The sequence below is a fragment of the Neisseria sp. P0024.S006 genome, assembly GCF_051956595.1.
GTDB lineage: Bacteria > Pseudomonadota > Gammaproteobacteria > Burkholderiales > Neisseriaceae > Neisseria.
In genome coordinates, this window is the sequence record NZ_JBQCXH010000002.1 from 357,782 (window position 1) to 371,304 (window position 13,523).

Sequence of the window (13,523 nt, forward strand, 5' to 3'; positions counted from 1 at the left end):
TTGCTTCATGAATAAAGGCCGTCTGAAAATGTTTTCAGACGGCCTTTTATCTTCTTTCAAAGCGTTTAATTGTTTTCCCACTCGACATGCTCACTCAAGAAGCCGCCGCTTTGATGCGCCCAAAGTTTGGCGTACAGGCCTTGTTTCGCGAGTAACTCAGTGTGGCTGCCTTCTTCGATGATGCGGCCTTTGTCCAAGACGATGAGGCGGTCCATCGCGGCGATGGTGGAGAGGCGGTGGGCGATGGCAATCACGGTTTTGCCTTCCATCATTTTGTCGAGGCTTTCTTGGATGGCGGCTTCGACTTCGGAGTCGAGCGCGCTGGTGGCTTCGTCAAGCAACAGAATCGGCGCGTCTTTGAGCATAACGCGGGCGATGGCGATGCGTTGACGCTGGCCGCCGGAAAGTTTCACGCCGCGTTCGCCGACGTGTGCGTCATAACCGCGCCGGCCTTTGGCGTCGGAAAGGTTAGGGATGAAATCGGCGGCTTCGGCGCGTTCGGCGGCGGAAATCATTTCGGCGTCTGTGGCGTCGGGGCGGCCGTAGATAATGTTGTCGCGCACGGAGCGGTGCAGCAGGGAAGTGTCTTGCGTCACCAGACCGATTTGGGCGCGCAGGCTTTCTTGGGTTACGCTGTCCACGTTTTGCCCGTCAATCGAAATCGTGCCGCTTTGCGGTTCGTAAAAGCGCAGGAGTAGGTTGACGATGGTGGATTTGCCCGCGCCGCTGCGGCCGATCAAGCCGACTTTTTCGCCGGGTTTGATGTTCAAGTTAAAGCCGTTGAGGAGCGGTTTGCCTGCTTCGTAGGAGAAATCGACGTGTTCAAACTTGATTTCGCCCCGGGTGACTTTCAGCGGCAGGGCTTGCAGCTTGTCAAGGATGGTGTGGGGTTTGGACAGAGTGGCCATGCCGTCGTTGACGGTACCGATGTTTTCAAACAATCGGGCGGATTCCCACATAATGTATTGCGACAAACCGTTCACACGCAATGCCATGGCCGTGGCGGTGGCTACCGCGCCCACGCCGACTTGGCCGTGATACCAAAGCCAAATGCCCAAGGCGGTCGTGCCGACGGTCAGCGAGCTGTTGACGATAAAGCTGCAGGTGTGAAGCAGCGTTGCCAAACGCATTTGGGCATGGACGGTTACCATAAACTCTTCCATCGACTGCTTGGCATAAGCGGCCTCGCGTGCGCCGTGTGAGAAGAGTTTGACGGTGGCGATATTGGAATAGGCGTCGGTAATGCGGCCGGTCATCAGCGAGCGCGCATCGGCCTGACGCGCAGCGGTTCTGCCGAGCTTGGGAATCAGGAAACGCATAATCATGGCAAATCCAATCATCCAGCAAATAAACGGCACGATAAGCCAAGCATCGAATGAGGACAGAATCACGCCGGAAGTGATGAAGTACACCAACACATACACAACCATATCGGCAACGGTCATCACGACATCGCGCAACGCCAGCGCGGTTTGCATGACTTTGGCGGACACGCGGCCGGCAAACTCGTCCTGATAAAAGCCCAGGCTTTGACCCAGCATCAGGCGGTGGAAATTCCAGCGCAGGCGCATGGGGAACACGCCTTGCAGAGTTTGCAGGCGCACATTGGAAGCGAAAAAGGTCCAAACGGCAAAAAATGCCACCATGGCCATCATGCCGATTAATGCATGGCCTTTTTCAACAAAAAGCGTTTGCGGCGTATAAGCGCCGAGCCAGTCGACCACCTTACCCATAAATTGGAACATCAAGGCTTCCATAATGCCGACGCCGACCGTAAACACGGCCAACACGGCAATCCATTTGCGCACGCCTTCAATATTGCTCCAAATAAACCGCCACAACCCTTTTTCAGGCGTTTTCGGGGCGGCTTCGGGATAAGGGTCGATGCGGGACTCGAACCATGAAAATATTTTTTTAATCATTGTTTTTGCAAATTTGATAAGACGGCCAGGCCGTCTGAAAAGGATAACTCAAATACATTCAAGACTGTATTTTACGGGAAAAATCCGACTGATGACAGCAGATACCGTCAGTCCGACCAAACCAATCTATCGATTTGTCCATCTAAAAATCCCTTTGCTTTGCCCAAAACAAAGGCCGTCTGAAACTTTTCAGACGGCCTTTGCTGGATTTAGGCTAATCCTAAAAATTACTCTTTACGTTGGCGGCCCAAATCGGCAGCGGCAGTGAACAAAACGTCGGTGGAAGAGTTCAACGCAGTTTCTGCAGAGTCTTGAATCACACCGATAATGAAGCCGACAGCAACCACCTGCATGGCCACATCGTTGTCGATACCGAACAGGCTGCACGCCAAAGGAATCAGCAACAACGAACCACCGGCCACACCGGACGCGCCACACGCGCTGACGGTAGCCACCAGGCTCAACAGCAGGGCGGTGGCGAAGTCAACCGTAATGCCTTGCGTGTGCGCCGCAGCCATCGCCAAAACGGTAATGGTGATTGCCGCACCGGCCATATTGATGGTTGCACCCAATGGAATGGAAATAGAGTAAGTGTCTTCGTGCAGACCCAGTTTTTTCGCCAATGCCATGTTCACAGGGATGTTGGCGGCGGAAGAACGGGTGAAGAAGGCGTACACGCCGCTTTCGCGCAGGCAGGTAAACACCAGTGGGAAAGGATTGCTGCGGATTTGCGTCCACACAATAATCGGATTGACCACCAACGCGATAAACAGCATACAGCCGAGCAATACGGCCAACAGCTGCATATAACCGGAAAGCGCTTCAAAACCGGTTTCCGCAATGGTAGAAGACACCAAGCCGAAAATACCCAGCGGCGCAAAACGGATAATCCATTTCACAACGGTCGAAACGGTATCGGCCAAATCGGCCGCCACTTGGCGGGTCGTATCCGAACCGTGATGGCGCAAAGCCGCACCCAATATCAGGGCCCAAGCCAAAATGCCGATATAGTTGGCATTGGCCAGCGCGTTAATCGGGTTGGCCACCAAATTCATCAGCAGCGTTTTCAACACTTCGATAATACCGGAAGGCGGTGCAACGGATACATCGCCGGCCGCATGCAGAATCAGCGTGGTCGGGAATACCATGCTGGCGACAACCGCCACCACAGCCGCTGCAAACGTACCAAAAATATACAAAATCAAAATCGGTTTGATGTAGGCCTGATTGCCTTTTTGGTGTTGCGCGATGGCGGCAGTCACCAAAACAAATACCAAAATCGGCGCGATAGCCTTAAGCGCACCGACAAACAGACTGCCCAGCAGTCCTGCGCTGATACCGACTTGCGGCGAAACTGCGCCCACAAGAATACCTAAAACCAAGCCGATGGCGATTTGTGCCACCAGGCTGACGCGATTGAGCGCGTTCAAAAGCGGATTGCCACTTGCCATATCCGTTCCTTCAATTTAAAGATATGTTAAAAAAGTCTTACATTCTAAAATAAAAAATCATTTGTCGGCGAGGTTTTCATGCACACCTCACAAAAACGGCATTAAAGTTTAGCATTTATGACACAGTTAGCACTTTATGCCAAAAATATAGCAAAACCCACTCAAACCCTAATTTAAAGCATACCCATACCATTGCCTTATCCCTCTGTAGCTTGATTTCAGACGGCCTGAAATCTGCGCCATAAGGCCGAATACAAAGGCAACTTCATCAGTCAAAATACAAAAACATAAGTATTACAATCGTATAGAAACAAACCAAAATCTTCCCTTAAGTCGCATTTGGCAACATTATCGCGCTAAATTTCCGTTTATAACCATAGCCTGAAACCTTGCAGAAATAATGTTAAAATCCACAGACTGAAGAATTGTCGCTGTCGAACACACATCATGACCAAACTGACCTACCCTGTTTTATTCGCATCTTTGGCGCTCGCCTACGGACACGCGTTGGCAGTAGATACTTCCGTTCCCAAAGCGGAAGACTACGAGGCCGTCCCCGAATCCGAAATGCCCAAGCAGCCCAAAGACGACCAAACAGGCAAACTCAAGCCCAAATTCCCCGTCAAAATCGACACCCAAGACAGCGAAGTCAAAGAAATGCTTGAAGAATACCTGCCGCTGATTACCCAGCAGCAGGACGAAGAGCTGGACAAAGAGCAGGTCGGCTTCCTCGCCGAAGAGGCGCCCGACAACGTCAAAACCATGCTCCGGACCAAAGGCTACTTCAACAGCAACGTTAATATTCAAGACCATGGCGAGAGCTACACCGTCAACGTTACCCCCGGCCCGCGCACCAAAATCGACAACGTCAGCGTGGCCATCCTCGGCGACGTATTAAATGATGAAAATCTGGCCGAGTACTACCAAAATGCGATGGAAAACTGGCAGCAGCCCATTGGCGAAAACTTCGACCAAGACGGCTGGAATGCGAGTAAAACCTCCGTCCTCAGCGCGGTAACGCGCAAAAAATACCCCTTGGCGAAACTCACCACCACCCAGGCCACCATCAATCCCAATACCCAAAAAGCCGACTTGAACGTCATCGTGGAGAGCAACCGCCCCATTTACTTTGGCGATTTCCAAATCACCGGCACACACCGCTACCCTGAGAGCGTGGTTTCCGGCATGGCGCGTTTCCACCCCGGTTCGCCTTACGACTTGGACAAAATCCTCGACCTGCAACAGGCGCTAGAACAAAACGGCCACTATTCCGGCGCGTCCGTACAAGCCGATTTCGACCAACTGCAAGGCGACCGCGTTCCCATCAAAATCAACGTGACCGAAGTCAAACGCCACAAACTGGAAACCGGTATCCGCTACGACTCCGAATACGGAATCGGCGGCCGCATCGCCTATGACTATTACAACCTCTTTAACAAAGGTTACATCGGTTCCATCGTTTGGGACATGGACAAATACGAAACCACGCTGGCCGCCGGTATCAGCCAACCGCGCAACAACCGCGGCAACTACTGGACAAGCAACGTTTCCTACAACCGCTCAACCACGCAAAACCTTGAAAAACGCGCCCTGACCAGCGGTATTTGGTATGTCCGCGACCGCAACAATATCGATGCCCGCTTCGGCCTAGAATTCATTACCGAAGACCGCAAAGTCCCCGACACCAGCTACGATTTGGGCCGCAGCCATGCCACCATGCTGACCGCCTCATGGAAACGGCAAAGCATCGAAACCGAGCTGCACCCTCAAAACGGCTACTACCTCGACGGCAAAATCGGCTCGACCTTGGGCAAACTCCTCTCCTCCACCCAAATGGCGCGCGCTACAGCACGCGCAGGCTATTTCTTCACACCTGAAAACAAAAAAATCGGTACGTTCATCGTACGCGGACAGGCAGGCTACGTTTATGCCCGCGAAGGCGAAGAAGTGCCGTCCAGCTTGATGTTCCGCACCGGCGGCGCAACTTCCGTACGCGGTTACGAACTCGACAGCATCGGCTTGGCAGGCCCCAACGGCTCCGTCCTGCCGCAACGCGCCTTGGTGGTCGGCAGCCTCGAATATCAATTCCCGGTTACCAAAAGCTTCTCCGGCGCCATCTTCCACGATGTCGGCGATGCGGCAAGCAACTTCAAACACATGACCTTAAAACACGGTACCGGCTTGGGCGTGCGCTGGTTCAGCCCGGTTGCGCCGTTCTCCTTCGACATTGCCTACGGCCACCACGACAAAAAAATCCGCTGGCACATCAGCTTAGGCACAAGGTTTTAACAAACATACACCATCCATTTTTTCAGACGGCCTCAGCCATTCCAGGCCGTCTGAACAACAGACAAACAGAAAAATATCATGACCGATACTGCAAACACTTCCACGCCGTCTGAACAACAGCCCGCCCCGCCAAAGCGCAAAAAACGCCTGTTGCGCGGCTTTGTCCTGTCCGCCTTGGGCGTATTGACCGTTTCCGCCGGCGCGATCGGCTGGCTGGTCGGTACGGAATCGGGTTTGCGTTTCGGTTTGTACAAAATCCCGTCATGGTTCGGCGTCAAAATCTCTTCGGACACACTGAAAGGCACGCTGATTGAAGGTTTTGAAGGCGACAAATGGTTGATTGAAACAGACGGTGCGGACATCAAAATCAGCAGCTTCCGCTTTGATTGGAAACCGTCCGAGCTGACCCGTCCGTCCTTGCACATCACCGAAGTCGTGGCCGGCGACATCGCCATTGTGACCAAACGCACGCCGCCCAAAGAAGAAGAGCCGTCAAAAGGCCTGCCCGACAGCATAGACTTGCCCGTTACCGCCTATCTCGACCGTTTGGAAACCGGCAAAATCAGCGTGGGCAAGCGTTTTGACAAGCAGACCGTCTATCTCGACCATCTGCACGCGGCCTATCATTACGACAAAAAAGAACACCGCCTCCACATCAAAACCGCCGACACGCCCTGGAGCAGCTCGACAGGCGCGGTGGTGCTCGGTTTGAACAAACCTTACGTCCTCAATACCGCCATCTACACCAAAGGCCAGCTTGAGGGCGAAACCATACACGGCACGGTGCGCCTGTGGGGCAGCCTGCAAGACGTGTACACCGACCTGCTGCTCGACGGCGACAACGTTCATTTGTCTGCCAAATCCACCATCCACCCATTCGCCGACAGCCTCAACGAAACCGTCGGCGAAATCCTGGTTAAAGGTTCCAACATCAATCCGCAGGCCTTCCTGCCCACTCTGCCCAAAGCACGTCTGAATTTCGACGCCACCACCATTCCGTCCTTTACAGACGGCGTTGCACTGGAAGGCTCGATTGACTTGGAAAACGACCAAGCCGGTTTTGCCGATGAAAATCATATCCCCGTCAAACGCATCCTCGGCGAATTCATCGTCGACGACAAAGGCACGGTCAAAATCGAAGACATCGGCGTCGGCCTGCTCAAAGACGGCAGCATTGATGTATCCGGCTCTATCGACACCGCCCAAGATCAGCTCAAACTCGCACTGGGCATCAACAATACCGGCGCAGACGACTTTGTCCGTCAAAACATTGCAGGCCGTCTGAACGGCAGTATCGACGTCAAAGGCGAAACCTCCTCCCCCGTCGTCAACTGGAATCTCGACAGCGGATTTGCGCGCACAGACGGCATGCTGTTTTTCCAAACCGACAAACAGCTCGGCCAGCGCACGCTCAAGCTCGACAAAGTCCGCCTGGTTCCGCAAAACGGCGGCGAACTCAACGCCAAAGGCTCGCTCGAACTCTTCAAAGACCGCAAACTGCAACTGGACATCGTCAGCAAAGCCTTCAACCCTGCGCGCATCGATCCGCAGCTTCCTCAAGGCAGCGTCAACGGCAACATCAACTTGACCGGCATACTGGCGCAAGAAAAATTCGCCGGCAAAATGCAGTTTGCACCGAGTACGCTCAACGGCGTTCCACTCAGCGGCAAAGCCGACGTCGCCTATGAAAACAAACACCTCTCTCGCGCCCTGACCGACCTGACCCTCGGCAACAACATCGTCAAAACCAACGGCAGCTTCGGCAAAAAAGGTGACCGCCTCAATCTCAATATTACCGCCCCCGATTTGTCGCGTTTCGGCTTCGGCTTGGGCGGGCTGCTCAACGCGCGCGGCTACATCTCCGGCAGTTTTTCAGACGGCCTCAAAACCCTTGAAGCCGATTTGAACGGCGAAGCGCGCAACTTCAAAGTTGCCGATACCGTCAACATCCGCACCCTCGACTTCAAGCTTAAAGGTTCACCCGATACCAACCGCCCGTTGAGTGCCGATATTAAAGGCGAACACATCGCCGTCTCCGGCGGTGCGGCCATGATCGACAACGTCAACCTGCTCATCAGCGGCACAGGCTCGCACCACCACATCCGCGGCAACAGCAGCATGGCGGTGGACAACAAACGCTACAAGCTCGACCTCGATGCCACCGGCGGCCTCAACAAAGACCAAACCCAATGGAAAGGCACGGTTGACACGCTCGACATCAACGGCGCGTTCAACCTCAAACTGCAAAACCGCCTCAACCTCGAAGCCGGCAGCGAACGCGTTTCCCTCAGCAGCGCACGCTGGGCGGCCATGGGCGGCAGCCTCAACCTGCAAAATTTCGTTTGGGACAAGAAAGCCGGCATTACCAGTAAAGGCAGCGCGCAGAATCTGCACATTACCGAATTGCACAACTTCTACACTCCGCCTATCGAACACAACCTCGTCTTGGGCGGCGACTGGGATTTGGCGTACAGTCAAAACGCGCGCGGCTTCCTCAACATCAGCCGACAAAGCGGCGACATCATCCTTCCGGGCAAAGACCCGAAAAACAAACAGCCTTTGGGACTTTCCGCGCTCGCCCTGCGCACCCGTTTCCAAAACGGCCGCATCGACAGCACGCTGGAAGGCAACACCCGCTTCGGCAAAGTTGACGGTACGCTCGGCATCGCCCAACAGTTCGGCAACAACATCAACAACGCCCCCGTCAGCGGCAAGGTCAATATTAGCGTTCCCGATTTGGGCTCGCTCAAATCCTTTATGCCGGCCACAGCCCAAGGCATTGCAGGCCGTCTGAACGCGACCGCCACCATCGGCGGCCGACTCGGTTCGCCTACCGTCAACAGCAACCTCGACCTCCAAACCAATTACGGCCGGGCCGACGGTACCGTCAACATCGGTCAGGGCAGCAGCTTCGACACCGCCCCTCTGAGCGGCAAACTCAACCTGAACGTTGCCAACCTCGAAGTCTTCCGCAATTTCCTGCCCGTCGGCCAGACCCTCAAAGGCCGTCTGAACGCCGCCGTCAACTTGGCAGGCCGTCTGAACGATCCGCAACTGAGCGGCCAGATTAACGGCGACAACCTCTATTACCGCCATCAAACCCAAGGCCTGATTCTCGACAACGGCGTCTTGCGTTCACGCCTGCAAGGTCAAAAATGGGTCATCGACAGCCTCAAATTCCACCGTGGCGGCACGATTGAGCTTAAAGGCGCGGTCAACCTTGCCAACGCCAACCCCGATGTCGACGTGGACATCGTCTTCGACAAATACCGCACCCTCTCGCGTCCAAACCGCCAACTGCAGCTCTCCGGCGCGGCCAAAGTCCTCTACAATCCGGAAAAAGGCGTATCGCTCAACGGCACGCTCAACACCGACTACGGCAGGTTTGGTTCGCAAAAATCCTCCATGCCGACCCTCGATGACGACGTGGTTGTACTGGGCGAAACCAAAAAAGAAGCAACGGCCACCACGCCGATTAATCTGAACCTTGTCTTGAACATCAACGACAATGTCCGTTTTGTCGGCTACGGCGCAGACGTTACCATCGGCGGCAAACTGACCATCACGTCCCGTCCGGGCGAAGCCGTCCAAGGCGTCGGTACCGTGCGCGTTGTCAAAGGCCGCTACAAAGCCTACGGCCAAGACCTCGACATCACCAAAGGCTCGGTTTCCTTTGTCGGCCCGCTGACCGATCCAAACCTCAACATCCGTGCCGAACGCCGTCTCTCCCCGGTCGGCGCAGGTGTCGAAGTCCTCGGCAGCCTCAGCAATCCGCGCGTAACCCTGGTTGCCAAAGAAGCCATGAGCGAAAAAGACAAACTCTCCTGGCTCATCCTCAACCGTGCCAGCAGCGGCAGCGACGGCGACAACGCCACACTCTCCGCCGCTGCCAGCGCATTGCTTGCCGGCCAAGTCAACGACCGCATCGGCCTTGTCGATGATTTGGGCTTTACCAGCAAACGCAGCCGCAACGCCCAAACCGGCGAGCTCAACCCTGCCGAACAAGTCCTGACCGTCGGCAAACAGCTCACCAACAACCTCTACGTAGGTTACGAATATGGCATCTCCAGCGCCGAACAATCCGTCAAACTCGTGTACCAACTGACCCGCGCCATCCAAGCCATTGCCCGCATCGGCACACGCTCATCCGGCGGCGAGTTGAAATACACCATCCGCTTTGACAACTGGTTCGGCAAAGACGAACCCGAGCCGGAAGAACAACACTAAAAGCCGTGAAAAAGGCCGTCTGAAATTCATCTTTCAGACGGCCTTTTTCTTGTTCTACCGTATTAGAATCTTTCTCCCATGCCTCAAAAGACAAAGGCCAACGGCGCAAGTTTGAAAATAAAGGCAACTAAAAAAGTGAGCGGCCAGCCACGGCTTATTCAAGATTAGCGATAAATCAAGCGGACACAAAAAGGCCGTCTGAAACGGACAGGGGTAGGTTTCAGACGGCCTTTTTTGAATCATCGAAACATCTTGTGCATGGCGTTGCTAATTAATGCGAGCTGTTTCTTATATTCGCGGCAACGGGGACAGAGCGACAGGTGCACGGCAAGGGCAATGCGGTTAAAAAGACTGAGACGCACTTGGTCTTGCTGTTTGGAAATCAGATCGGTTATTTTGCGGCATTTTTTCATGGCGTTTTCCTGTCAGGCATGGGAGAACCATTTGATTTGCAGGCACTGGCGCAAGGTTTCGCGCGCACGGTGCATGATGGTGTGGTAGTTGGCATGGCTGATGCCGCATTGCTCGCGGATTTCATCGCTTGAAAAGCCAAGAATCTCTTTCATGGTAAACACGCGGGCGGTGTTTTCCGGCAGCTGGTAGAGGCAGGTCTGCAAAACTTGGTAGAACTCTTTATTGTTCAAACTGGCTTCGGGCGAGTCCCAACCCTGAGGCTGTCCTTCGTCCGTCCAATGCCCGTCGGCGGCAAAATGTCCTTCAAAGGCTTCATCCAAAGCTTCTTCGTCGCGCGTGACGAAAACTTGGCGTTGCCGCCCGATTTGGCGCAGGCAGTCGGTAATTTTGTTTTTTAAGATTGCAAACAGCCAGCTGCTCACTTGGGCGCCGCCTTTAAAACCCTCGGCCGCGCGGTAGGCGGAAAGCATGGTTTCCTGTACGAGGTCTTCCGCCAAATCGGGGCGGTCGGGCAGCTGGATATGGGCAAAGCGCAGCAACAGTTTGCGAGATTCGGCAAGCTCGGCATCGGTCAGTTCGGGTAGGGCCATAATGTATCAGTATGAAATGAATGATCAATATGCTTCTGATTTTACGCTGATACGGCAAGAGCATGTGATTGAATCTATAAACGATTTCAGTAGTATTTTTGTTTCGCCGAAACCGACTGCGTCCGTTTCAGACGGCCTTGATTTATGCCGCAACCAAAATGCCCTGTTCCAGCCAATCCGTCCATTTCTGCCTTAATGCGTCCTGCCAAGCGTTTTCAGACGGCATGAACTCTGCCAGCATGGTTTGCAGGCCGTTTAGGGAAGTAGGCGTCTCTGCCAGCGTTTCCAGCAATAAGGCGTCGAAATCGTTGAGCGTTTGATACATCACATCGTCTTCCTTATCGCGCCACACCAAAACGGCAGTTTCCGCCTCCTGTAATTCGTCCGTCACATCATACTGATAACGGCGCACAAAGGCGGCGGGAGAAAGGGTGTAAGCCAAATCGTCTGAATCGGCGGACGAGGCTTGGCTGTTGGTTTGCGCGGTTTCAGCGAGCAGCTGGGTGTGTTCAAAGTCCATCAGTGCCAAGAGGTCGTCTGAAAACGGCAGGCTTTGGCAATATCGGAGGAACTCGCCGGGAATTTCTTGAAAATAGGGCGTTTGGGCGCGCGCGTCGCGGACGAAACCCTCTTTCAGACGGCCCCATTCTTCGCTGTCAAAGTATTGCAGCGTTTCGGTATAGCAGCGGTCGATGAAGCTGTGGATATTGTTGCGTATCAGGCGGATATAGACGTTCAGGCGCTCTTGCGGCAGTCCGTCGGCGGCTTTACCTTCGCGTATGGCTTGGGCAAAGCGGTGTTGATATTGAGCGGAGGTTTCAGGCTGCACGGCGGTATTCCTTTCCGGCACGCGTTTGATAGTCGGCGATTTTGGCGACTTCGGCTTCGAGTTCGGCAAAAGGCGGAAAATTGAAATCGCGTTCCAACAGGGTGGGCGGAATCGTCGGCAGTTTGGCATAGGCCAGTTCGAGCAAATCCCAAACGGTCGGCAATACCGCCGCGCCGTGGGTATCAATTAAAAGCTCAGGGGTTTCCACGTCGTGTCCGGCAATGTGGATATAGCACACGCGCCCTGCATCCACATTTTCTAAAAAGGCTTCGGGCGACAACAGGCCGTGATTGACGGCGTTGACGTAAATATTGTTCACGTCCAAATGAATGCCGCAGTCGGCTTCACGGGCAACCGCGTTGAGGAACTCAACTTCGTTCATCTCGGCAAGCGGGGAATGCAGGTAGTAGGAGGTGTTTTCTACGGCGATACGGCAGCCCAATCGGTCTTGCACTTCGCGGATACGCCGCGCGGTATGCCGCACCATTTCTTCGGTGAAGGGCAGCGGCAACAAATCGTAAAGATGACCGCCGTCGTGGCAGTAGCTCAAATGGTCGGAGAAAAACGTGCAATCGTAACGGCGCATCATTTCTTTGATTCCGTCTATCAAGGCGGTATCCAGCGGGGCTTGTCCGCCCAGCGACATGGATAATCCGTGCAACGCCAGCGGCAGCCGTTCCGCCACGCGGTCAAACTGTTTGCGCGCCCTGCCGCCCATTTTCAGCCAATTTTCGGGGGCGGCTTCGATAAAGCGTATCGGGCTGTCGTCTGAAAGCGAGAGGAAGTCTTCCGCCAAGTCGCGGCGGTAGCCCAAGCCTGCGTGTTGAATCATGGTGATGTCCTATTATGGTGCCGTATGAACGACAAAGTCGCATTTTCGTTCATAAAATGCGACTTTGTTAAAGGTATGTTGCAGGATTATTTAGAACCGCATTTACCTTCGCCGCATTTGCCTTCTACTACTTTGGCAGCTTTGGCTTTAGATGCTTTGCCTTTTTTGGCGTGTGCTTTTTTCATGGCTGCGCCGCAAGAACCTTCACCGGCTTTGGCAGCCGCGCCGCAAGTACCTTCGGCAGCTTTAACAGTTTTCTCAACAGCCGCGTCGCTGGCGGCTTTATCAGCGGCAACAACACCGGCAGCCAAAGACAGGGACAGTGCACCGGCCAGAGCAGCAGCTACATTTTTTTTCATTTCAACTTCCTTTTTAAAATATGGGTTTTAAAACAAATCAAGGGATAATATCGGGCATTTAAAGTCGGCCCGCGACCATTAATCCTTAAAGATAATCCTTAAAGAAAATGCTTGATGCGACAACAGCGTTTCTTCAGCAGGGCATCCAAAGACAGACGGCCAGCGCCCTGTAACAGGACAGGAAATAAAACCACCAAATAAATCAGTGCCATTTTATAACCGTTGTCGCACACATTGTAACCCAAGCCGGCATGTACCGCAGACCATGCGACAGCCGTTACAACCATCAATCCCAACGCAGACAGCCGCGTTGCCAAGCCGACGATGAGCAGCGCAGGCAAAACCAGTTCCGCCCACATGGCCAAATTCCAGTTGACCGTATCCGGAAACAAATTGAACGGAAAGGGAAATTGACTGTTTATTTCTGCAAACCAGTTTTCCCCGTTCCATTTTTCCAAGCCGGATTCAAGAAATTCATACGCGGCAAAAAGCCTGAGTGCTAACAAACCGAAAGCAGCCTGCCAAGAGGGGTTGGATGAGGGGTTCATTTATTTTCCTAATCGATGTGTGTCGAATGGGCTGGGACGAAAAATCCATCGGCACCATCCCA

The 13,523-nt window shown here is 53.9% G+C and carries 10 protein-coding genes; 2 read left to right on the forward strand and 8 right to left on the reverse strand.

The window, feature by feature from the left end; translation table 11 throughout:
• Positions 1–65: 65 nt before the first annotated feature.
• Positions 66–1,922, reverse strand: coding sequence for an ABC transporter ATP-binding protein (locus ACTHUF_RS05475; RefSeq protein ID WP_440407306.1), 1,857 nt, complete (start codon positions 1,920–1,922; stop codon positions 66–68).
• A 227-nt stretch (positions 1,923–2,149) separates the two neighbouring features.
• Positions 2,150–3,373, reverse strand: a complete 1,224-nt coding sequence (gene sstT, locus ACTHUF_RS05480; protein WP_440407307.1) for a serine/threonine transporter SstT — start codon at positions 3,371–3,373, stop codon at positions 2,150–2,152.
• A 447-nt stretch (positions 3,374–3,820) separates the two neighbouring features.
• On the opposite strand from sstT, the gene ACTHUF_RS05485 reads away from it, so the two are divergent.
• Together ACTHUF_RS05485 and ACTHUF_RS05490 are read left to right on the forward strand one after the other, a co-directional pair.
• Entirely contained in the window at positions 3,821–5,662 is a 1,842-nt protein-coding gene (locus ACTHUF_RS05485; protein WP_440407308.1) for an autotransporter assembly complex protein TamA, read from the forward strand.
• A 78-nt stretch (positions 5,663–5,740) separates the two neighbouring features.
• Positions 5,741–9,889 carry a translocation/assembly module TamB domain-containing protein gene (locus ACTHUF_RS05490; RefSeq protein WP_440407309.1) on the forward strand — a complete coding sequence of 1,383 codons (4,149 nt, stop codon included), beginning with the start codon at positions 5,741–5,743 and terminating at the stop codon, positions 9,887–9,889.
• A 239-nt stretch (positions 9,890–10,128) separates the two neighbouring features.
• On the opposite strand, the gene ACTHUF_RS05495 is transcribed toward ACTHUF_RS05490, so the two are convergent.
• From ACTHUF_RS05495 to ACTHUF_RS05520, 6 genes are all read right to left on the reverse strand, one after another.
• Positions 10,129–10,302, reverse strand: a complete 174-nt coding sequence (locus ACTHUF_RS05495) for a hypothetical protein (protein ID WP_003747841.1) — start codon at positions 10,300–10,302, stop codon at positions 10,129–10,131.
• 12 nt (positions 10,303–10,314) lie between these two features.
• The gene (locus tag ACTHUF_RS05500) at positions 10,315–10,893 is read right to left on the reverse strand and encodes a sigma-70 family RNA polymerase sigma factor (RefSeq protein WP_440407310.1); all 579 of its coding nucleotides are present in this window, start codon (positions 10,891–10,893) and stop codon (positions 10,315–10,317) included.
• A gap of 142 nt (positions 10,894–11,035) precedes the next feature.
• Positions 11,036–11,722 carry an HvfC family RiPP maturation protein gene (locus tag ACTHUF_RS05505; protein WP_440407311.1) on the reverse strand — a complete coding sequence of 229 codons (687 nt, stop codon included), beginning with the start codon at positions 11,720–11,722 and terminating at the stop codon, positions 11,036–11,038.
• Positions 11,712–12,554, reverse strand: a complete 843-nt coding sequence (locus tag ACTHUF_RS05510) for an HvfB family MNIO-type RiPP peptide maturase (RefSeq protein WP_314061214.1) — start codon at positions 12,552–12,554, stop codon at positions 11,712–11,714. The genes ACTHUF_RS05505 and ACTHUF_RS05510 overlap by 11 nt, the downstream gene beginning before the upstream one ends.
• Positions 12,555–12,640: 86 nt before the next feature.
• The gene (locus ACTHUF_RS05515; RefSeq protein WP_440407312.1) at positions 12,641–12,913 is read right to left on the reverse strand and encodes a hypothetical protein; all 273 of its coding nucleotides are present in this window, start codon (positions 12,911–12,913) and stop codon (positions 12,641–12,643) included.
• A 98-nt stretch (positions 12,914–13,011) separates the two neighbouring features.
• Positions 13,012–13,461 (reverse strand): HvfX family Cu-binding RiPP maturation protein, encoded by a 450-nt coding sequence (locus tag ACTHUF_RS05520; RefSeq protein ID WP_440407313.1) that lies wholly within the window; start codon positions 13,459–13,461, stop codon positions 13,012–13,014.
• Positions 13,462–13,523: the final 62 nt, after the last annotated feature.

Excerpts from the sequence above, each read along its gene's own strand:
- ACTHUF_RS05500 (WP_440407310.1), bottom strand. The coding sequence starts at position 10,893 with ATGGCCCTACCCGAACTGACCGATGCCGAGCTTGCCGAATCTCGCAAA.
- ACTHUF_RS05520 (WP_440407313.1), bottom strand. The coding sequence starts at position 13,461 with ATGAACCCCTCATCCAACCCCTCTTGGCAGGCTGCTTTCGGTTTGTTA.
- ACTHUF_RS05485 (WP_440407308.1), top strand. The coding sequence starts at position 3,821 with ATGACCAAACTGACCTACCCTGTTTTATTCGCATCTTTGGCGCTCGCC.
- ACTHUF_RS05490 (WP_440407309.1), top strand. The coding sequence starts at position 5,741 with ATGACCGATACTGCAAACACTTCCACGCCGTCTGAACAACAGCCCGCC.
- ACTHUF_RS05495 (WP_003747841.1), bottom strand. The coding sequence starts at position 10,302 with ATGAAAAAATGCCGCAAAATAACCGATCTGATTTCCAAACAGCAAGAC.
- ACTHUF_RS05515 (WP_440407312.1), bottom strand. The coding sequence starts at position 12,913 with ATGAAAAAAAATGTAGCTGCTGCTCTGGCCGGTGCACTGTCCCTGTCT.
- ACTHUF_RS05510 (WP_314061214.1), bottom strand. The coding sequence starts at position 12,554 with ATGATTCAACACGCAGGCTTGGGCTACCGCCGCGACTTGGCGGAAGAC.
- ACTHUF_RS05475 (WP_440407306.1), bottom strand. The coding sequence starts at position 1,922 with ATGATTAAAAAAATATTTTCATGGTTCGAGTCCCGCATCGACCCTTAT.
- sstT (WP_440407307.1), bottom strand. The coding sequence starts at position 3,373 with ATGGCAAGTGGCAATCCGCTTTTGAACGCGCTCAATCGCGTCAGCCTG.